The 19,497-nt window shown below is 41.1% G+C and carries 19 protein-coding genes and 3 tRNA genes; 17 read left to right on the top strand and 5 right to left on the bottom strand.

Annotated features, from left to right (window positions below; all coding sequences use genetic code 11):
* Nucleotides 1-105: 105 nt before the first annotated feature.
* The 5 genes from ATS76_RS05325 to ATS76_RS05305 all read left to right on the top strand — a co-directional run bounded on the left by ATS76_RS05325 (nt 106) and on the right by ATS76_RS05305 (nt 3,300).
* Nucleotides 106-182: transfer RNA gene (locus tag ATS76_RS05325), tRNA-Met, on the top strand.
* 79 nt (nt 183-261) lie between these two features.
* A tRNA-Met gene (locus tag ATS76_RS05320) sits at nt 262-338 on the top strand.
* A 62-nt stretch (nt 339-400) separates the two neighbouring features.
* Nucleotides 401-477 (top strand) — tRNA-Met (locus tag ATS76_RS05315).
* A 665-nt stretch (nt 478-1,142) separates the two neighbouring features.
* Nucleotides 1,143-1,757 (top strand): trimeric intracellular cation channel family protein, encoded by a 615-nt coding sequence (locus tag ATS76_RS05310; RefSeq protein WP_058551338.1) that lies wholly within the window; start codon nt 1,143-1,145, stop codon nt 1,755-1,757.
* A 34-nt stretch (nt 1,758-1,791) separates the two neighbouring features.
* Nucleotides 1,792-3,300: a YifB family Mg chelatase-like AAA ATPase gene (locus tag ATS76_RS05305; protein ID WP_058551337.1), complete on the top strand. Its 1,509-nt coding sequence runs from the start codon at nt 1,792-1,794 to the stop codon at nt 3,298-3,300.
* A gap of 40 nt (nt 3,301-3,340) precedes the next feature.
* Here ATS76_RS05305 and ATS76_RS05300 read toward each other — a convergent pair whose 3' ends face one another.
* Together ATS76_RS05300 and ATS76_RS05295 are read right to left on the bottom strand one after the other, a co-directional pair.
* On the bottom strand, nt 3,341-4,045 hold the full coding sequence (locus tag ATS76_RS05300) for a response regulator transcription factor (protein WP_058405906.1): 705 nt from the start codon (nt 4,043-4,045) through the stop codon (nt 3,341-3,343).
* Between the two features lie 183 nt (nt 4,046-4,228).
* Complete coding sequence (locus ATS76_RS05295; protein ID WP_058551336.1) at nt 4,229-6,724, bottom strand: alpha/beta hydrolase family protein; 2,496 nt, start codon at nt 6,722-6,724, stop codon at nt 4,229-4,231.
* 84 nt (nt 6,725-6,808) lie between these two features.
* On the opposite strand from ATS76_RS05295, the gene ATS76_RS05290 reads away from it, so the two are divergent.
* Both ATS76_RS05290 and ATS76_RS05285 read left to right on the top strand, forming a co-directional pair.
* On the top strand, nt 6,809-7,885 hold the full coding sequence (locus tag ATS76_RS05290; protein WP_058551335.1) for a hemolysin family protein: 1,077 nt from the start codon (nt 6,809-6,811) through the stop codon (nt 7,883-7,885).
* Between the two features lie 116 nt (nt 7,886-8,001).
* Nucleotides 8,002-9,018 carry a metalloprotease gene (locus ATS76_RS05285; protein WP_058551334.1) on the top strand — a complete coding sequence of 339 codons (1,017 nt, stop codon included), beginning with the start codon at nt 8,002-8,004 and terminating at the stop codon, nt 9,016-9,018.
* A gap of 43 nt (nt 9,019-9,061) precedes the next feature.
* On the opposite strand, the gene ATS76_RS05280 is transcribed toward ATS76_RS05285, so the two are convergent.
* Nucleotides 9,062-10,372: a short-chain fatty acid transporter gene (locus ATS76_RS05280; RefSeq protein WP_058551333.1), complete on the bottom strand. Its 1,311-nt coding sequence runs from the start codon at nt 10,370-10,372 to the stop codon at nt 9,062-9,064.
* A 178-nt stretch (nt 10,373-10,550) separates the two neighbouring features.
* On the opposite strand from ATS76_RS05280, the gene ATS76_RS05275 reads away from it, so the two are divergent.
* Both ATS76_RS05275 and ATS76_RS05270 read left to right on the top strand, forming a co-directional pair.
* A complete protein-coding gene (locus ATS76_RS05275) occupies nt 10,551-11,618 on the top strand; it encodes a potassium channel family protein (RefSeq protein ID WP_058405911.1) in 1,068 nt (355 codons plus the stop codon).
* On the top strand, nt 11,618-11,821 hold the full coding sequence (locus tag ATS76_RS05270) for a PLDc N-terminal domain-containing protein (protein WP_006791365.1): 204 nt from the start codon (nt 11,618-11,620) through the stop codon (nt 11,819-11,821). The genes ATS76_RS05275 and ATS76_RS05270 overlap by 1 nt, the downstream gene beginning before the upstream one ends.
* 16 nt (nt 11,822-11,837) lie before the next feature.
* Here ATS76_RS05270 and ATS76_RS05265 read toward each other — a convergent pair whose 3' ends face one another.
* Entirely contained in the window at nt 11,838-12,299 is a 462-nt protein-coding gene (locus ATS76_RS05265; RefSeq protein WP_058551332.1) for an EVE domain-containing protein, read from the bottom strand.
* Between the two features lie 77 nt (nt 12,300-12,376).
* Here ATS76_RS05265 and tesB point away from each other — a divergent pair, with 77 nt between their 5' ends.
* Entirely contained in the window at nt 12,377-13,234 is an 858-nt protein-coding gene (gene tesB, locus ATS76_RS05260; protein ID WP_006791363.1) for an acyl-CoA thioesterase II, read from the top strand.
* A gap of 18 nt (nt 13,235-13,252) precedes the next feature.
* On the opposite strand, the gene plsB is transcribed toward tesB, so the two are convergent.
* A complete protein-coding gene (gene plsB, locus ATS76_RS05255; protein ID WP_058551331.1) occupies nt 13,253-15,691 on the bottom strand; it encodes a glycerol-3-phosphate 1-O-acyltransferase PlsB in 2,439 nt (812 codons plus the stop codon).
* Nucleotides 15,692-16,110: 419 nt separating this feature from the next.
* Here plsB and rpsJ point away from each other — a divergent pair, with 419 nt between their 5' ends.
* The 7 genes from rpsJ to rplV are packed head-to-tail and all read left to right on the top strand — an operon-like array spanning nt 16,111 to nt 19,487.
* Nucleotides 16,111-16,422, top strand: a complete 312-nt coding sequence (gene rpsJ, locus ATS76_RS05250; protein WP_002957900.1) for a 30S ribosomal protein S10 — start codon at nt 16,111-16,113, stop codon at nt 16,420-16,422.
* 27 nt (nt 16,423-16,449) lie between these two features.
* Nucleotides 16,450-17,085 carry a 50S ribosomal protein L3 gene (gene rplC / locus ATS76_RS05245; RefSeq protein ID WP_006791361.1) on the top strand — a complete coding sequence of 212 codons (636 nt, stop codon included), beginning with the start codon at nt 16,450-16,452 and terminating at the stop codon, nt 17,083-17,085.
* Between the two features lie 17 nt (nt 17,086-17,102).
* Nucleotides 17,103-17,708 (top strand): 50S ribosomal protein L4, encoded by a 606-nt coding sequence (gene rplD, locus ATS76_RS05240; protein WP_006791360.1) that lies wholly within the window; start codon nt 17,103-17,105, stop codon nt 17,706-17,708.
* Complete coding sequence (gene rplW, locus ATS76_RS05235; RefSeq protein WP_006791359.1) at nt 17,705-18,007, top strand: 50S ribosomal protein L23; 303 nt, start codon at nt 17,705-17,707, stop codon at nt 18,005-18,007. Before rplD ends, rplW begins: the two co-directional genes overlap by 4 nt.
* A 15-nt stretch (nt 18,008-18,022) precedes the next feature.
* Complete coding sequence (gene rplB / locus ATS76_RS05230) at nt 18,023-18,847, top strand: 50S ribosomal protein L2 (RefSeq protein WP_006791358.1); 825 nt, start codon at nt 18,023-18,025, stop codon at nt 18,845-18,847.
* 15 nt (nt 18,848-18,862) lie between these two features.
* Nucleotides 18,863-19,141 (top strand): 30S ribosomal protein S19, encoded by a 279-nt coding sequence (gene rpsS, locus ATS76_RS05225; protein ID WP_004588689.1) that lies wholly within the window; start codon nt 18,863-18,865, stop codon nt 19,139-19,141.
* A gap of 13 nt (nt 19,142-19,154) precedes the next feature.
* Nucleotides 19,155-19,487 carry a 50S ribosomal protein L22 gene (gene rplV / locus ATS76_RS05220; RefSeq protein ID WP_006791357.1) on the top strand — a complete coding sequence of 111 codons (333 nt, stop codon included), beginning with the start codon at nt 19,155-19,157 and terminating at the stop codon, nt 19,485-19,487.
* Nucleotides 19,488-19,497: the final 10 nt, after the last annotated feature.

The following is a 19,497-nucleotide window of genomic DNA, read 5'->3' as shown; positions in this document are numbered from 1 at the left end:
TTTTAAGTAGTTAAAGTCTTGCATTATAAGTTTATTCCTATATAGTAGCGCTCTCTTCAAGGCAGGCTCGTGAATATTACGAAAATGTTTTAAAGAAATTACAGGCGCGGGATGGAGCAGCCTGGTAGCTCGTCGGGCTCATAACCCGAAGGTCGTCGGTTCAAATCCGGCTCCCGCAACCAATTTTTTATAAAACTTGGTTACTGTAAACTCTAACTTAAGAGATAAAATTAAGTAGTCGATAGACTTTAAATATACAGGCGCGGGATGGAGCAGCCTGGTAGCTCGTCGGGCTCATAACCCGAAGGTCGTCGGTTCAAATCCGGCTCCCGCAACCAATTTTTAAATTGGACGCCACGTTGTAATGTAAGCAACGTTAAATAAGTATGCATATTTCAGGCGCGGGATGGAGCAGCCTGGTAGCTCGTCGGGCTCATAACCCGAAGGTCGTCGGTTCAAATCCGGCTCCCGCAACCACTGAAATAAAAAGTTATAGTAAAGCAACACGCCTAAAGCGTGTTTTTTTATGCCTGAAATTTAGTGAAATGGGTAGCTCGTCGGTCTCAACTCTTCATTAGCCAGCAAAGGTCGTCGGTTCAAATCCGGCTCCCGCAACCACTGAGATAAATAGCTATAATAAAGCAACACGCCTAAAGCGTGTTTTTTTATGCCTGAAATTTAGTGAAATGGGTAGCTCGCCGGTCTCAACTCTTCATTAGCCAGCAAAGGTCGTCGGTTCACTTTCTATAAGCTCAGGCTCCCGCAACCACTGAAATAAATAGCTATAATAAAGCAACACGCCTAAAGCGTGTTTTTTTATGCCCGAAATTCAGTGCAATGGGTAGCTCGTCGGTCTCAACTCTCCATTAGCCAGCAAAGGTCGTCTTCACTGCGTGAGGCATTCACCCTCTATAAGCTCAGGCTCCCGCAACCACAGAAATAAATAGCTATAATAAAGCAACACGCCTAAAGCGTGCTTTTTTATGCCTGAAATTTAGTGATTCCTAATAAGATGCCTAATAACAAAGCTGTGATTACATTTACCCCATTTACTTATACTAATCATTTTAAGTTTTTTATTACTTAACACCCCGTGCTGGGTATGTTAAAACGGCTGAAATATTTTTTTAGCGCACTTTTACATGACAGAACTTTACCACTGGTTTGATTTAATCGGTATCGCCGTGTTTGCTATTTCAGGCACATTAGTGGCCTACGAGAAAAAAATGGATGGCTTTGGGGTTGTAGTATTAGCAACAGTAACCGCTATTGGTGGGGGAACTGTGCGTGATGTTATTTTAGATGTGCCGGTATTTTGGTTGCATGACCAGAGTTATTTTTTCGCTATTTTAGCTGCTGTGCTTATTACGTCTCGGCTTATTAATAAGCAAAAATCAATTCCGTACTTCACATTGCAAATAGCAGATGCATTCGGTTTGGCGTTTTTTGCTGTAATGGGCACGCAAAAAGCATTGCTTGCAGGTATGCCAGAAATGACAGCAATTATTATGGGGGTAATAACCGCCTGCTTTGGAGGCTTAATACGCGATGTTCTTGCCCGAGAAATTCCTATGTTATTAAAAGGCGAGCTATATGCTATTACCTGTATTGCGGGTGGTATTGTATATACGCTCAGTGTGTATTTTTCATTTGTGACCGAGCTGGCGATGGTATTGGCGATGTTGATGACATTACTCCTGCGTTTTTCAGCAATAAAGTGGAAAATCACATTACACGTTTTTAAATATCCTGACTAAACTTATCTAATCATAGGACTGATTAGGATAAGGAATGTCATTAGCTCGTATATATTCTCGTGCACAGGTGGGTATTAATGCCCCTGAAGTAATTGTAGAGGTTCACTTAGGAACGGGTTTACCCGCATTTCACATTGTAGGCCTTCCCGAAGCTTCTGTTAAAGAGTCAAAAGACAGGGTGCGCAGCGCGCTTGAAAACTCTCAATTTGGTTTCCCTGATCAACGCATTACTGTTAATTTAGCCCCCGCCGACTTACCCAAAGATGGTGGCCGGTTTGATTTGGCCATTGCCGTAGGTATTTTAGTGGCATCAGGGCAAATAGTATGCCCTGACATTCACAAATATGAGTTTTACGGTGAACTTGCACTCAACGGTGAGGTACGTGGAGTAAATGCTATTTTACCTTCTGTGCTTGCAGCTAAGGAACAAAACCGCTGCTGTTTTTTACCCATAGCTAATGATAGCTTGGCAAGCCTTGTAAATGGCGTAAAGCGTAAAGCGGTTAGTTCTATTCAAGAAGTATGGGGTGATTTACTAAACCAGCAGCCGTTGCCGTTAAATATAGAATACCCAGATTGCACGCAGGCACCTGACTTTTTACTTGATTTGAGCGATGTAAAAGGCCAGCCCGGCGCTAAACGTGTATTAGAAATAGCCGCTGCGGGTGGGCACAACCTGTTGTTTTTAGGTCCACCGGGAACCGGTAAATCAATGCTTGCTCAGCGAATGGCCACAATAATGCCGGCTATGTCTGATGATGAGGCGCTTTCAACTGCCGCACTTTATTCAATTATTGGTCATTCAATCGATTTAACAAACTGGCGGCAACGCCCTTTTCGTAATCCTCATCATACCTGCTCAGCGGTTGCATTAGTGGGAGGCTCATCAAATCCTAAGCCGGGTGAAATTTCGCTAGCGCATAATGGGGTATTATTTTTGGATGAACTTCCAGAGTTTGAGCGCAAAGTGCTCGACTCCCTGCGTGAGCCAATGGAAACCGGTACGGTAACTATTTCGCGTGCGGCGCGGCAAATGGAGTTCCCTGCGCAGTTTCAGCTCATTACAGCGTTAAACCCAAGTCCTACGGGAAGCCACACCGATAAACGAGCAACACCCGATCAAGTTATACGTTATTTATCTCGTGTATCAGGCCCATTTGTTGACCGTATTGATTTGCAAATAGAACTACCACGGTTAACAAGCGTAGAACTGCAAAGCACTAAACAAGAAGAAACCAGTGCACAGGTGCGTGCGCGGGTAGAAGCAGCTTATTACATACAGTTAAAACGCCAAGGCAAAGTAAATGCGCGGCTTAATAATAAAGAAATGAGTATTCACTGTGAGCTTGCTTCAGCAGAGCTGCAGTTTTTAGCTAAGGCCAGTGAAAAGCTGTCTTTATCGCCGCGCTCTTACCATAGGGTCATTAAAGTAGCGCGTACGATTAGTGATTTAAAAGGGAATGAAAAAATTAGCTTAGACGACTTAAAAGAGGCATTAAATTACAGAGCTTTTGAACGCTTAATTGCTCAACTCACCAAGTAACCAGAGTTGAGTATAAATAGCTTAAAACGCTTTTTAACAACTATATAGAGAGCATGTAGCCTTTGCCACGCACTGTGACAATACGCTTTTGATCTTTTTCATCGTTTAGCTTTTTACGCAGTCGACCAATAAGAACATCGACTGTACGATCGTTAGGGCTCCAATCGGGCTGTCCTATTTCTTCAGATATTTTTTCACGTGAAGTGGCTTTACCTGCATTACTTATTAAACAAATAAGTACTTTGTGCTCAGCTTCAGTTAAACGTGATTCAACACCTGATGAGGTAATTAGGGTGCGATTATCGGGGTGTAATTTAAAGTCGGCGTATTCAATAAACTCTTCACTTTCGTCGCTATCTATATTAACGGCAACGCGTTTATATAAAGCACGCATGCGTAGTTCAAGCTCAAGTAAATCGACAGGTTTACAAATATAATCGTCTGCACCTTGGGCAAGGCCAGCTATTCGATCTGCTTGGGAATCACGGCTAGATAGCACAATAACACCAATGTCTGTTAGGGTATTGAGCTCTTTGGCAAGCTGTAGCCCATCAATTTTAGGCAAAACAATATCTATAATGGCAAGTGTAAAAGCATCGCGCAGGTTTGACCGCTGCTTTACGATGCTTAGTGCATCAGCGCCAGTTGAGTCTACTTCTATTGTAAATTCGGTTTCTGCAAAGTGATTTTGAATGCGTTTAACGAGTATTTCGTCGTCTTCAACCAATAAAACATTAATAGCCATAGTACTTTATTTTAAATGTTTGTAGCTCTGTATGGTAGCACCATTAGGTAAATGCTGAGAAGGGGTTACATGCTAGTTTTAAGTAACTTAATATTTCAAAAATATTAAAATAATTATAAAAAATTAAAAAGCGCCCTTATATTTGAGGGCGCTTTTCATAGCGTTATAAAATACCGGATTAAATTATTTACCTTCGTACATTGAATCCCACCACTGTGGCTCATCTTTTAGTTTTTTATCGAAATAAGCCAACATAGTATTCCACCAGTTAAAGCGTTTATCGCGAGCAAAAATTTGATGGTCTGCGCCTTTATACTCAATAAGCTCTACGTCTTTGTTAAGCAGTTTAAGTGCGGTATACATTGTTAAGCTCTCGCCTACTGGTACGTTAGTATCGCTATCACCATGAATAAGCAGTAATGGTGTGGTTACTTTATCGGCATGAAATACCGGGCTATGTTGGCTATAAAGCTCAGCGTTATTCCATGGGAAGCTGTTTTTAGATGCCTCACCAGAATATAAGTAGCCCCACCATCCTTCGCCCCAATAAGAGGTTAAGTTTGAAATACCGGCATGGGAAATAGAAGCGCTAAATAAATCGGTTTTTGTAGCCAATAACATAGTCATAAAGCCACCATAAGAGGCCCCTAAATTACCAACTTTGGTATTATCTACATAGTCGTATTTTTTTAAAAATGCCTGTGTCCCTTCAATAATATCGTCGGCGGTGTAGTCACCCCATGCATTGACGTGTTGCGCTGAGAATTTTTGTCCAAAGCCCGTTGCGCCGGTAGGTTGTACTACATAAACCACATAGCCGTTTTCAGCCCATAAATTAAATGGATAACGGCCGGTAAAGCCACGAGTAACAGGTGATGTGCCACCGTAATAATAAACAAGAGCAGGGTACTTTTTAGTTTTATCTAGGTTACTTGGCACATAAACACGCCCGGTTATTTCAACACCACTTTTATTAGTAAAGTTAAATTCTTCAAGGGTGGGGATTGTTGTATTGGCATAAGCAATTGGTTTTGAATCCCAAATAAGATCGGTTTTGTTTTTACTAATATTAAGGCGTTTTAGTTGTTGTGGCGCTAAAGCACTTGTGCCAGTGATTAATACTTGTGAATTACGCCCGTATGAAACGCTAAATTTTTCTACAATATCTACACTGGTATTTAACTTTTGGAAGCGCTGCTTACTTAGGTCAAATAAATACAGTGGTTGAGTGTCTTTTTCGGTCACTTTAAGTACCGCATCGCCGTTTTCTAATACGCTTAACTGACCAATCGATGGGTCGAATTGTTTACTAAGCGCAGTGACGTTTTTACCGTTGTTAGTTAACAGGTAAAGCTGTCCGTCGTAATTATTGGCAAGCATTGACTTTGGCAACGCTCTGCCAGCGCCATTTTTAAAGTCGGGACCTGCAACAACATACACGTCTTTGTTTGCGTATTTTGCTTGGTTAAATGTTTTAAATTTACCAAGTGACAAAAGTTTGTTTGATTTTATATCCAGCTCAACGAGCTCTGTCTCAGGGTGTGTAGACGCTTGCATAGCCATAACCGAACGGCTCATTAATACTTTTCCACGCGTACTATTTAAGTCTTCAAAGCTATGAGAAAGCGGGCCTTGGCTAAGCGTTTTTGTTAAGCCACTTTTAGTATCAAGCATATAAAGTTGGCTGGTGGTGCGCGCATACGACCAACGATCTTGAAGGCCTTTGTAATGCTTAGTTAAGTTGTGACTGTTTTCTGGTGATTTAGACCAGCTAAATACGATGCTAGTGTCGTTAAAAAAGGTGAAGCCACTCGCGCCGGCTAAGTCGCTTGCCAGTGTTTTAATGGCTAAGCTTTTACGATTAAGCTGTTTTAGCTCACCATTTAATAAATACACTAAGTACTGATTATCTGGGCTCCAAATAATGTTACTTGGTTGTCCATCTTCAAATCGATATACAGTCAAGTTGTCTGTATTTTTTAACTCGGTAATCAAGTTGGCTTTATTTTGATTCTTATCGTCGTAAGTGCGTTTAGTGGTTATGTATTGCTCAGCGTTGGGCGCTAGAGATATATTACTTAGGGTCGGTGCATCAAATAATTGCTTTGCCGATAAGCGCTTTATGTTTGATGTATTTAGCGTAATTTTATCAGTGTCACTTTTAGGGATGAAATCGATAACCACATCATTCCAGTTTGCGACTTGTTGCGCCAAAATAATAACGCTGTGAGTGGAGTTAGTTAAGGCAAGCTTATAACTGTTTTTATCACCTTTTTGAGGCTCACTATTAATAAATAATTGCCCCTCTTCAATCCCCTTTAAAGTCAGAGTGCCTTGTGTAAAACGCGTTGTTTCTATATTAAACTTCAGCGCTTGAAGTCCGCCAAGGGTGAGTGCGCTTACTTTATTGAATGGTTGCCAGCTTTGTTTTTTACCGAAAATAGAAAAACTGTCTGAGTTTGCTTGTAATTGTGGCAAAAGGTTGTTGATAATGGCTGAGCCATGAGGCGTTTGAAAAGGTTTTAATTGCATATCTTCGGCAATAGGGCCGATAAATTGAATCTTTGATTTGTCCAATGGTTCAGCAATTGTTGCAAAGCTTAAACTGCTAAACGCTAATAAGCCTAAAGCTAGTTTAAGTCGCTTGTTGCGATAACACCAAGGTGCATTAAATTTCATTATTGTGCCTGTTATTATTGGATGTTTGGTCAAATATAGCATGTATTGTTAACATGCTCATCCATCCAATATAAAGGAGAGAAAGTGACTTTACTGATTGTTTATATGGTTGTGGCCATTGTTATTTCGTTTTTGTGCTCTGTGATGGAGGCGGTGCTATTAAGTATTTCGCCAAGCTATGTTGCATCACTCAGAAAAGAGCAACCTGAGCTTGCTAAGCAACTTGAAAAACTAAAAAATAATATAGATCAGCCATTAGCAGCTATTTTAACCTTAAATACCATTGCACATACCGCAGGTGCGGCGGGTGTGGGGGCGCAAGCTGCTGTGGTTTTTTCTGATGCTGCAGTAGGAATTGCCTCAGCAATAATGACTTTACTGGTATTAGTTCTTTCTGAAATTATTCCAAAAACACTGGGTGCTAATTATTGGCGTGCCTTAACGCCAAGTGTTACCTACTCTTTACGGTTTTTGGTGATTTCGCTAAAGCCCTTTGTATGGTGTGCGCAAAAGTTAACAAACCTAATGGGGCCAAAACACGACGAGGCTTATTATATTCGCCAAGAAATAGAAGCCATGGCAGATATTGGCACTGAGTCGGGTGCTTTGCACGAAGATGAGTCTGAAATTATTCGTAATCTTTTACATTTTAGACACGCAAAATTGGCTGACTTAATGACGCCGCGCACGGTTATATTTAAAGTACATAAAGACTTAACAGTAAACCAATACTTAAATGAGCATGGTTCGTCATCGTTTTCCCGCGTATTAATCTTTGATAAAGATGCTGACGACATTGTCGGATTTGTGCATAAAAACGATATTATGTTGGCCTATCATCGCTTAGGCACCGATTATAAAATCAGTAAGCTGATCAAACCAATTTATACAGTACCCACATCTCAAAATGTATCGTCATTATTGCAAACGCTACTAACTCAACGTACGCACATATGTTTAGTCGTGGATGAATACGGAGAAGTGCGCGGCATAGTAACGCTTGAGGATATGATTGAAGCACTAATGGGCTTAGAAATAGTCGACGAGCGCGACCAGTCAACCAATATGCGTGCAGTGGCAAAGCAACGCTGGCGTAAGCGTTTGGCCAGCAGTGCGCATATTGTAAGTGAAGAAGACGAACACTCTAAAGAAGAAAAGTAACCTTTCACTCGCAACGTTAGCTATTGCTAGTTACTTAAATACAATAGTTAACGTCTGCCCTCGTGTTTTTTTAGCCAAACGGTATACTAGCGCGATTATTTTAAATGGCTTTAATTATGATAAGAATAGACCTCACCTTGGCTGATCAGCCATTTTCATTAATGGTTTCTGGGCAGCAAATAGTACAAGTATTTCATAACCAGCAAGCTATTGCGTTTGATACTCCTCGAGAACATTACTATCAATTTAACTTTCAAGATAAATTAATAGGTATAGATACCAGCACAACTGCTGAGCAAAGTATTTCGTTATTTGTAGACGAGCAATTTGCTACTCAGCTCGCTTTACCAGCCCCAGTTAATGGCGAACCTAAAAGAGGTTTTTTAGGTTTTGCTGCGTTAGGCTTTAAACTATTTAAAAGCGCAAAAGTAGTAAAGGCTGCGCTGGCGGGGGCATCAGTTGCCGGGTATGCCTGGCTATTTAGCATTGAATTTGCGCTGATGCTTATTGCGTGTTTAGTCGTGCATGAGTATGGGCATGTAAGAGCAATGAAGTACTTTGGTATAAAAACCAAAGGTATTTACTTAATCCCATTTGTAGGTGGGTTAGCTGTCAGTGACGATAAAATAACAACCCGCTGGCAAGATGTGGTGATCTCACTAATGGGCCCTGCATTTGGTTTGTTTACCTCAGTGTTAGGCGTGGTGCTTTATTACGCCACTGAGATGGAAATTTTTGCCGGTGTTGCGGTATTAAGCGCACTACTTAACTTATTTAACTTACTGCCTATTTTACCGCTAGATGGTGGGCATGTATTAAAGAGTATCAGCTTTTCTATGCGCTCATGGATTGGACTAAGTGTATGCTTGCTGGGTGTGTTTTTTGGCTTATGGCTTAGTTATACATTTGGCTTAATGTTACTGGTGTTCTTTTTATTTGTTGGCGCATTGGAAATTATATTTGAATGGCGCGGACGACATTACTCGCATTTAATACCACTAGATAAATACGGACAAGGTTTTTCAGCCGTTATGTACGCACTTGTAGTTGCAGGGCATGTAGCAGTGATGATGCATTTTGCCGATTCTGACAATCCAATACTCAGTTTGCCGATGACAATTTTGTCTAGCTGATAATTGTGCGCGTAGTTAATTTTTAACTACGCGCAAAGCTTTATTAATAAAAGCTCAATACCAGCGATATAAATACCCCAGTAATAATTAGTTGTACCACGCAAAAGCCCATAATATCTCTTGCCTTTAGGCCCGCTATAGCTAATACGGGCAGTGCCCAAAAAGGTTGAATTAGATTCGTCCAAGCATCTCCCCATGCCACAGCCATAGCAACCCTTGCCATATCTGCACCCAGCTCTTGCGCTGCAGGTATAACAATAGGCGCTTGGACTGCCCATTGGCCGCCACCTGAGGGCACAAACATATTAACGAGTCCTGCACTTATAAAGCTATAAAATGGCAAGCTATCGGCATCTGCAATGGCAATAAAGCCTTGTGATATTTGCTGTGCTAACCCTGTATCGACCATCACCGCCATAATGCCAGCATAAAACGGAAACTGAATAACAATACCCGCACCACTTGGAATTGCTTGTTGTAAGCTATTAAGCACATTGTGAGGAGTTTGATGTAGCGTAATAGCTAAAAATAAAAACAGGGCAATTACACTATTGAGGTTTAAGCCACCACCAGAGATAAAAAAGTAATAGCCTAAGTAGGCAAGCCCCATTAAGCCAATGCCCATACCTAGTAGTTTGCTTTGCTCTAAATGTTGTGAAGGACGCGTTATTTTACTTGCTGCAGGTGTGCGCGTATTTAATAGGGTTGGATCAATATAAACGCTGTCGTTGTCATTGGGTAACATGTAGCGATTTACTAATGGGACGATAATAAATAAACCAATCAAAATGGCAATATTAAAACCAGCAAATAAGGTTTGATCTGTACTAACAATACCCATACTTGCCTGTGAAAAGTGTCCTGGTGTTGCAATAGTTAGCGGGATTGAACCTGCAAGGCCGCCATGCCATACAACAAAGCCAGTATAGGCACTAGCTACTAATAATCGATAATCTACACGGGTATGTTTTGCAATAGCTTTGGCAAACAATGCACCAATAACAAGGCCAAATCCCCAGTTTAGCCAGCTCGCTAAAAGTGAGATAAAAGTAACTAATATAATTGCTTTAGGCGCGGTGTTGGCTAAGGTTGCTAGTTTCTTTAATACTTTGCTAATGGGAGGTGTACTTGCCAGCATGTAGCCTGTAATAAGTACAAGCAGCATTTGCATAGCAAAGCTTAATAGGTTCCAAAATCCATTGCCCCATGCTTGTAGTACATTAATACTGGTGAAAGGTGTAAATATACTGGCAGCGCCAAATGCAATAAATGTAAGCAAAATTACAAATATAAATGGGTCGGGTAGGTAACGCTCAACCAGTTTTGTAAATGGGGTGGCTATTCTATTAAGCATAAAAATACAGTTTAGTGTTTGTCTGTAGATTAATTAATCACGAAATGTGGTTATGTGCAAATCACAATTAGTATTACAGGGGACAGTTTTATACTGTCTATACCTTAAACGTTGATTAAAACTAAGGCATACAGTAACGTACTGTTTATAGATAATTTAATAACAAAGATTTTGTATTATGCCGGTGATATTTAAAAGGTTAGCGTTACTTGTGCGCGCTCATATTGATCAATTGAGCTGGCAAGCAGTGACCTTTGCAATTTTAACTCATATGCTCGTAACCTGGTTGCTACTGTATGTTGCTAATGAACAGGCGTTAACCTCTATAACCACTTTTTTTTACTATTACACAGTGACAACCTCAACAGTAGGGTATGGTGATTTTAGCCCGACAACAGAGCTTGGTCGGTGGGTGGTTGCTTTAATACAAATTCCGTTTGGTTTAGCTTTATTTGGTGTTTTGCTTGGAAAAGCAGGACAGACTGTTACTTACTTAATTAGGCACGCTATGACTGGTGATAAAGATTTTGCTCACAGTAATAACCACATCATTATTTTTGGTTGGCACGATACCAGAACTAAAAAAATGATTGATTACATTTTGGCGGATACAAAACGCACTGAACGTCGTATTTTACTCGCGGTAACAGAGCAAATGGAACATCCGTTTTTAGCAAATGAGCAGGTTGATTTTGCGCGTCTTTCTAGCTTTACTGATTTAGCTGAGTTGGAGCGTGTAGCAATCAGGCATGCCGATAAAGTAATTATTGATGGGCAAGACGACGACCAAACATTCACTACTGCGCTGCGTATTAGCCGCTTAGTAAAAGATGAGTGCCATATTAGTGCTCATTTTTTAGATGAAACTAAAGTCGATATGTTACTTGAACATTGTCAAAATATAGAATGTAGCAGCGCTAAGTCGGCTGAAATATTAGTTCGTTCAATGCAAGACCCTGGCTCTAGTCGAGTACAAGAAGAGCTGCTTTCTACATTACATGGTGATACACAATTTAGCTTAAAAGTCCCCAGTGGTTGTAAGGAAATGGAATTTGGCACTTTATTTCATCATTTTAAAAAGCAGCACGACGCTATTTTGTTGGGTGTTGCACATAACTTGAGTGCTCAAAATATGGACTTAAATCCACCTTTGGATTATAAAGTGAATGAAGGGGATATTCTTCACTATATTTCTGTTGAGCGCGTATTGAGCGGCGAAGTTGATTGGTCAAGCTTGGAAAAATAATGAATGAAGTTATATTTTTAATTGTTATTTTAAGTGCGTACATTTTACCTGTAGTCATTGTACTAAACAGTAAACGTACGCAAGGCCACGAAAAAAACGGTTGGCTCATCGGCATTATCTTTTTTTCGTGGTTAGGACTTATTATGTATTTTGCAATTGTGCCCAAGCACGGGCACAAAAAGAAAAAAGCAGTAAAAAAATAAGTACGGCGTTACAACTTTACTCTTTAGTCATATTCATAATTACATTCCAATCATGCTCTGTTACGGGCATAACAGATAATCTTCCTGCTTTTTTTAGTGCTAGCTCAGTAATACTGTTGTTTGCTTTTATTGATTTTAAGCTCACAATTTTATTTAAATGTTGGTGGTAGGTTACGTCAACTACTACCCAGCGCGGGTTATCGCTGGTGGCTTTAGGGTCATAATAATCGCTATTTAGGTCAAATTGAGTGGGGTCTGGATAGGCTGAACTTGTTACCTTTGCTATACCCGCGACGCCTACGTTTTTACAGCTCGAGTGATAAATCATCACTAAATCGCCTTCTTTAACATCATCACGCAAAAAGTTTCGGGCTTGGTAATTTCTTACACCTTCCCACATTGTTGTTTGGTTAGTTGCGTGTTTTAAATCGTCAATTGAAAAGGCATCGGGTTCCGTTTTAAACAGCCAGTAAGCCATAGTTGTATTCCTAACAAAGATTTACATAGTTGTAGTCTATAGTATCATTAAGTTATTAGGGAATTGAGGAACATATAATGAGCCAAGTTTTAGATGATTTATTATCGTTATTAACACTTGAAGAAATAGAGCAAGGGTTATACCGAGGGCAAAGCCAAGATTTGGGTTTTAGAGCTGTTTTTGGTGGTCAGGTTATGGGGCAAGCGCTTTCAGCTGCAAAGGAAACCCTACCGGCTGGACGTATTGTTCACTCATTACATTCTTACTTTTTACGCCCGGGTGACGCAGCTAAACCTATCGTTTACGATGTTGAAACTATTCGCGATGGCAAAAGCTTTAGTACTCGCCGTGTAAGTGCTATTCAATACGGTAAGCCTATTTTTTATATGACTGCGTCTTTTCAAGCGGTTGAAGACGGACTTTCGCATCAGGCAACGATGCCAGATGTACCGCAACCGGAAGAGCTACGTTCGTCGCTTGAGTTTTATCAAGAAAATGCTGAGCATATACCCGAGGTGATTCGTAATAAATTTATTCGCGAAATGCCTATTGAAATGCGCCCTGTGACATTTCATAACCCCTTTAAACCAGAAGCGATTGAACCAGTTAAACATATTTGGTTTAGAGCAAATGGTGATATGCCCGATGATCAGCGTATTCATAATTACCTATTGGCTTATGCGTCTGACTTTGAGTTTTTACCAACTGCATTACAGCCGCATGGCGTGTCGTTTATGCAGCCAAATATGCAGGTTGCAACGATTGACCATGCAATGTGGTTTCATCGCTCGTTTAGATTAGACGACTGGATTTTATACACCATAGACAGCCCGAGTGCGAGCTCAGGCCGAGGGCTGGTAAGAGGGCAGTTTTTTGATCGCCAAGGCAACTTGGTTGCCTCAACAATTCAAGAAGGGGTTATGCGTCAGCGCTAACCCTATTTTTTATAGCGGCTAGTTACACTGGTCTTGAACAATGTCGCTAATTGATTGCCATATGCGGGCAGGTAGCAATGTTTTAAGTTTTGAATAGGTTTCGCATAATTGCGTACTGCCCACCAAGCCATTATTGCCCTCTGTAACCAGCCCTTCACCACGTAAGTTATCGATAAAACCAACCAATACTTTTTTATCAAAAAACTCTGGTGTTTTAATGCCATGTAACGTGCCTAAGCGCTGGGCTAATACTTGGCTTTCACGTTCAAGCTCTGCTTTTTCTATTCCATCACTCGTTTGTATAAAACCAATAACAATAGCATAACGTTGCAGGGTAAAGCTGAGTGCTCGCCCTAGCATTTCTAATTTTGCTAAACAATCGTTAGTGTTGGTGATATGTATATTGTCACCATCAAATTCAATTAAATTTTGGTCAGCAAAGTTCGCTAAAATACGAGTGATATAGTTTTCATCAAGGGGCTGTAAATACCACTCCTTGGCAAATAGCGGATAAAACGAATGTACTAATTGTTCGCATTGCTTAATCGTTGTTGTGTGCTGCTTGAACAAGTGCAATGCCAGTAAGCTAGGTACCGAAAATAGGTGCAAAATATTATTTCGATAGTAGTTAAAAAGTGTTTTTTCTTTATCGCTAATGGCAATAATCTCGCCAAACTCATCACTTATCACATCAAACTTATTAAGTTTTAAAGCGTGCGTAAGTAGTTGCTCCGGTGTTTCGTCTGGCGCGGTTACTTTATCGCTATAACTGGCATCACGCTGCAAGCGTAAGTAAAAATCGAGCTGGGCTAATAGCTTTGGTTTACTTAATGCGTGCTTGTCGTTTACTAGCAATACCATCGCTAATAAGTTAACAGCATTTAATGCAGCTGCATTATTAATTTTAACCATAACTTGGTCTGCTAAAGCTGCGACTTGTGGCCCTAACCACTGAGGTTTTTGTACGTCAGTTGGGTGAATCGCGTCGCGCCAGTCGGGTTGGTTATCGTTTAAATATTGATTAACCGAAATAGGGTCGCCGAAATTAAGGTAACCACGGCCATAGTTTTTAAGGTTTTTTATCGCTTTAAAAATACCAAATATTGACTCGCCTTTTTTATCTTTTCCAGCAAGCTCTTTAAGGTACGTATTTATTTCCATCACATGTTCGTAGCCAATATATACAGGGACAATCGATACCGGTCGATCAATACCACGTAGCATTGCTTGAAAGGTCATTGCAAGCATACCTGTTTTAGGAGGTAACAAACGCCCAGTTCGGCTACGCCCGCCTTCTGTGTAAAACTTAACCGAGTAACCTTTAATAAATAACTGGCTCAAATATTCTTTAAAAATAGCAGAGTACAGCTTATTACCTGCAAATGAGCGGCGAATGAAAAACGCACCAGAGCGGCGAAATATTCCACCTGCAGGGAAAAAGTTAAGGTTAACGCCTGCGGCAATATGTGGCGGCACTAAACCTAAATGGTAAATAGAGTAGGTAAGAAGCAAGTAGTCCATGTGGCTACGATGACAAGGCATGTAAATAATTTCATGGCCTTTATTTGTTAACTCATGCAATTGCTCTGTGTGTTTTATGTGTATGCCGTTGTATAGCTTATTCCAAAGCCATGTTAAAAAGCGATCAGCAACGCGGATCATGGCTTCAGAATAGTTTGCGGCTATTTCATCAAGTAGCTTAAGCGCATTTTGACGTGCTTCGGTTTGGCTAATATTTTTAGCCTTTGCTTCATCCTGAATAGCTTTTTTGATGGTAGGAGAGGCCAATAGTGAATTAAAGAGCTGCTCGCGTGATGGCATTTTTGGGCCTGTGGCTGCCAGTTTTTGACGTTTAAAGTGGACGCGAGCAACACGGAGTAATTTTTGTGGTAGCTCATTTACGTCGGCTTTTTCATTTACAATAAGTGATAAGTCGAGAGGTTGGCTAAAGCGAATAAAGTTATCGCGCCCAGAAAATAACACCACAAAAAATTTTCTAAACCAGCTTGGTGTAACCGAGTGAGTTATTAATGTACGTAATCCTGGTTTTTCTTTACCTGGATCGCGGCCCCATAGAATAGTTGCCGGTATCACTTGTACATTTTTTTGGCCACTATTTATAAGGTGGTCAATTATCTGTTTACCTTGTGCCAGCGCGTTAGTAGGTTTTGCTGTATCACCAAATAAAGGAGGCGGATTTTTAATACCAATAAACCGATCTAAATGCTCATCACCTAATATTTGCTCTTCAGTTGGACTGGGTAAGCCGTGTTTTTTACAAGCATGAGCCAGTGCTGCAAGATCAAAGCGAGAGTTTAAACGCACTATATAAAATGTAGGGTAATCAGGATTTAAATCGTACTGTTTAATAGGGTTTTCTGGGAGGACTTTGCTTTTTACAAATAAGCGACTAAATCCAGCAGATAAAACGTTTAAACAATAATTAAAAATACGCATCGACTCACCATATTGAGGGTGTTAAAAAGCAAAATTAGTGTGATAGGATATCATATTATCTAAAAAATCGCTTCTTTGTGAAATGAGATTAGTTAATGCTGCTATTGACCCACGTTGAAAAATTTAGTTCCAGTATAGTTACATAATACAAGCAGACACTTATTTAAACGAATTAATCGCTCATAGATTGTTTTGAATTAGTTGTTGCATTTATCACCAATACCTCTATAATACGCAGGCTTTCAAAATTCCCCCGGGAACTTGGAAGGATAAATTAAGCTTGGATTTCAAGCTAATAAACAGGAGTTCCGATTTGGAACTCAACGTAGATATAATCAAACAGCCGCCATCTTAATTATTGAGATTGTTTCGGTCGTTTTTTTATGCTCTTTTAAATGCTCTTTATATTGAGGTTAAGAATGTCAAATCAACGCATTCGTATTCGCCTAAAAGCTTTTGACCACCGTTTGATTGACCAATCAACGGCAGAAATCGTGGAAACTGCGAAACGCACTGGCGCACAAGTACGTGGTCCAATCCCACTACCTACACGCTTTGAACGTTTTACTGTACTTACATCACCGCACGTAAACAAAGATGCGCGTGATCAGTACGAAATCCGCACCCATAAACGTCTGATAGACATCGTAGAACCAACTGACAAGACTGTTGACGCACTTATGCGTTTAGATCTTGCTGCTGGTGTTGATGTTCAAATCAGCCTGGGTTAATCGGAAGATTAGAGAGGTTTTAGGAAAATGGCATTAGGTCTAGTCGGTCGTAAAGTGGGTATGACACGAATCTTCACTGAAGATGGTGTATCTATCCCTGTGACAGTTATTGAAGCGACACCTAACCGCATTGCTCAGATCAAATCTGACGCAACAGACGGTTATAACGCGCTTCAAGTAACCGCAGGCACTAAAAAAGCAAGTCGTGTAAACAAAGCTTCAGCGGGTCACTTCGCTAAAGCTGGCGTTGAAGCGGGTCGCGGTCTGTGGGAATTCCGCCTTAACGGTGGTGAAGGCGATTTTGAAGTAGGCGCAGAGCTTACTGTTGAGTTATTCAACGAAATCAACAAGGTTGACGTAACCGGTACTTCTAAAGGTAAAGGTTTCCAAGGTGGTGTTAAGCGCTGGAATTTCAGCATGCAAGACGCTACACATGGTAACTCTCTATCTCACCGTGCTCCTGGTTCAATCGGTCAAAACCAATCACCTGGTAAGGTGTTTAAAGGTAAGAAAATGGCCGGTCATATGGGTGCTGAGCGTGTAACGACTCAAAACTTAGAACTAGTTCGCGTTGACGCTGAGCGTAACTTGCTTTTAGTGAAAGGTGCAGTACCTGGATCTATCGGCGGTGACGTTATCGTTAAACCAGCTGTTAAAGCATAAGTCCTGGAGATTTAGTGATGGAATTAGCAATCAAAGACGCTTCTGGCGCTCTTGAAGTTTCTGAAGCTACTTTTGGACGTGAGTTTAACGAAGCATTAGTACACCAAGTAGTTGTTGCTTACGCAGCAGGTGCTCGTCAAGGTACTCGTGCTCAGAAGACACGTTCTGAAGTAAGCGGTGGTGGTAAAAAACCATGGGCTCAAAAAGGTACTGGCCGTGCACGTGCTGGTACAATCCGTAGTCCAATTTGGCGTTCAGGTGGCGTTAGCTTCGCAGCTAAACCACAAGACCACAGCCAAAAAGTAAACCGTAAAATGTACCGTGGTGCGATCAAAAGCATCCTATCTGAACTAGTTCGTCAAGAGCGTTTAATCGTTGTTGAAAGTTTTGGTCTTGAAGCACCAAAAACTAAAGATCTAGTAGCTAAGCTAAAAGAGCTTGAGCTTAAAGATGTACTTATCGTGACTGAAGAAGTAGATGAAAATCTTTTCTTATCAGCACGTAACCTTTATAAGGTTGACACGCGTGATGTAGCTGGTATCGATCCTGTAAGCTTAATTGCTTTCGACAAGGTACTTATTACAGCCGCTGCTGTTAAGCAACTTGAGGAGGCGCTAGCATGATCCGTGAAGAACGTCTTTTAAAAGTGATCCTTGCTCCACACATCTCTGAAAAAAGCACAATTGCTGCTGAAGAAAACAACACGATTGTTTTCAAAGTAGTAAATGACGCAACTAAAGCTGAAATTAAAGCAGCAGTTGAGAAGCTTTTTGAAGTAGAAGTAACGGGTGTTCGCACACTTAACGTTAAGGGTAAAACAAAACGTACTGGCATGCGTTTCGGTCGTCGTAGCGACTGGAAGAAAGCTTACGTTACTCTTAAAGAAGGCAGCGAGCTAGACTTTGTCGGCGGCGCCGAGTAATAAGGGGATAGAATTATGGCACTTCAAAAGTGTAAGCCTACTTCTGCGGGTCGTCGTCACCTAGTTAAAGTGGTTAACTCTGATTTACATAAGGGTAAGCCATACGCACCACTTTTAGAGAAAAACTCTAAATCAGGTGGTCGTAATAACAATGGTCGTATTACGGTTCGTCATATCGGTGGTGGTCATAAACATCATTACCGTTTAATCGATTTTAAACGTACTAAAGATGGCATTCCAGCTACTGTTGAACGTTTAGAATACGATCCAAATCGTAGCGCAAACATCGCTCTTGTATTATATGCAGACGGTGAGCGTCGTTACATTATCGCACCTAAAGGCTTAAAAGCTGGTGATGCAATCCAGTCTGGTGTTGATGCACCAATCAAAGCTGGTAATGCACTACCAATGCGTAATATGCCTGTAGGTTCGACTGTTCACAACGTAGAATTAAAACCAGGTAAAGGTGCACAAATCGCACGTTCTGCTGGTGCTTACGTTCAAATTCTTGCACGTGATGGTCAGTATGTAACATTACGTCTTCGTTCAGGCGAAGTACGTAAAGTTGAAGCTGATTGTCGTGCTACACTTGGTGAAGTTGGCAATGCTGAGCATATGCTTCGTTCACTTGGTAAAGCAGGTGCAAACCGCTGGCGTGGTATTCGTCCGACAGTTCGTGGTGTTGCCATGAACCCGGTTGATCACCCACACGGTGGTGGTGAAGGTCGTACTTCTGGTGGTCGTCATCCTGTGTCTCCATGGGGTAAGCCGACTAAGGGTGCGAAGACGCGTAAGAATAAGCGTACGGATAAATTTATAGTACGTCGTCGTACTAAGTAATATTGAGGAATAGCCATGCCACGCTCTCTCAAGAAGGGTCCTTTTATAGACCTACACTTGCTGAAGAAGGTAGAGAAAGCTTTGGAAAGCGGTGAGAAAAAGCCAATTAAAACTTGGAGCCGTCGTTCAATGATCATACCTAACATGATCGGATTGACCATTGCTGTCCATAATGGTCGCCAGCACGTACCAGTTTTCGTTTCTGACGAAATGATCGGTCACAAACTAGGTGAATTTGCACCAACTCGCACTTACCGTGGCCATGCTGCGGATAAGAAAGCGAAGAAACGTTAAGAGGGGAAGATAAATGCAAGCATTAGCTAAACATAAATTCGCCTCTGGTTCGGCGCAAAAAGCACGTCTAGTTGCAGATCAGATCCGCGGGTTACCTGTCGATCGCGCACTAGAAATCCTGGCGTACAGCCCGAAAAAAGCGGCTGTATTAGTTAAGAAAGTACTTGAGTCTGCTATTGCTAACGCAGAGCATAACGAAGGTGCTGACATTGATGAGCTTCGTGTAACTACGATCTTTGTGGACGATGGTCCTACAATGAAACGTATTATGCCTCGTGCTAAAGGACGCGCAGACCGCATCCTTAAGCGTACAAGCCATATCACTGTTATGGTTTCAGATAGCTAGGAGTATAAGT

The sequence above is a fragment of the Pseudoalteromonas sp. 10-33 genome (assembly GCF_001469195.1).
Taxonomy (GTDB): domain Bacteria; phylum Pseudomonadota; class Gammaproteobacteria; order Enterobacterales; family Alteromonadaceae; genus Pseudoalteromonas.
This window is presented reverse-complemented; position numbering and strand designations above follow the sequence as displayed.

Coding starts and splice junctions, on each gene's coding strand:
- rplV (WP_006791357.1), top strand. CDS start 19,155: ATGCAAGCATTAGCTAAACATAAATTCGCCTCTGGTTCGGCGCAAAAA.
- ATS76_RS05310 (WP_058551338.1), top strand. CDS start 1,143: ATGACAGAACTTTACCACTGGTTTGATTTAATCGGTATCGCCGTGTTT.
- ATS76_RS05305 (WP_058551337.1), top strand. CDS start 1,792: ATGTCATTAGCTCGTATATATTCTCGTGCACAGGTGGGTATTAATGCC.
- ATS76_RS05295 (WP_058551336.1), bottom strand. CDS start 6,724: ATGAAATTTAATGCACCTTGGTGTTATCGCAACAAGCGACTTAAACTA.
- ATS76_RS05285 (WP_058551334.1), top strand. CDS start 8,002: ATGATAAGAATAGACCTCACCTTGGCTGATCAGCCATTTTCATTAATG.
- ATS76_RS05280 (WP_058551333.1), bottom strand. CDS start 10,372: ATGCTTAATAGAATAGCCACCCCATTTACAAAACTGGTTGAGCGTTAC.
- rplB (WP_006791358.1), top strand. CDS start 18,023: ATGGCACTTCAAAAGTGTAAGCCTACTTCTGCGGGTCGTCGTCACCTA.
- ATS76_RS05270 (WP_006791365.1), top strand. CDS start 11,618: ATGAATGAAGTTATATTTTTAATTGTTATTTTAAGTGCGTACATTTTA.
- tesB (WP_006791363.1), top strand. CDS start 12,377: ATGAGCCAAGTTTTAGATGATTTATTATCGTTATTAACACTTGAAGAA.
- ATS76_RS05275 (WP_058405911.1), top strand. CDS start 10,551: ATGCCGGTGATATTTAAAAGGTTAGCGTTACTTGTGCGCGCTCATATT.
- ATS76_RS05265 (WP_058551332.1), bottom strand. CDS start 12,299: ATGGCTTACTGGCTGTTTAAAACGGAACCCGATGCCTTTTCAATTGAC.
- rpsS (WP_004588689.1), top strand. CDS start 18,863: ATGCCACGCTCTCTCAAGAAGGGTCCTTTTATAGACCTACACTTGCTG.
- ATS76_RS05300 (WP_058405906.1), bottom strand. CDS start 4,045: ATGGCTATTAATGTTTTATTGGTTGAAGACGACGAAATACTCGTTAAA.
- rplW (WP_006791359.1), top strand. CDS start 17,705: ATGATCCGTGAAGAACGTCTTTTAAAAGTGATCCTTGCTCCACACATC.
- plsB (WP_058551331.1), bottom strand. CDS start 15,691: ATGCGTATTTTTAATTATTGTTTAAACGTTTTATCTGCTGGATTTAGT.
- rplD (WP_006791360.1), top strand. CDS start 17,103: ATGGAATTAGCAATCAAAGACGCTTCTGGCGCTCTTGAAGTTTCTGAA.
- rplC (WP_006791361.1), top strand. CDS start 16,450: ATGGCATTAGGTCTAGTCGGTCGTAAAGTGGGTATGACACGAATCTTC.
- rpsJ (WP_002957900.1), top strand. CDS start 16,111: ATGTCAAATCAACGCATTCGTATTCGCCTAAAAGCTTTTGACCACCGT.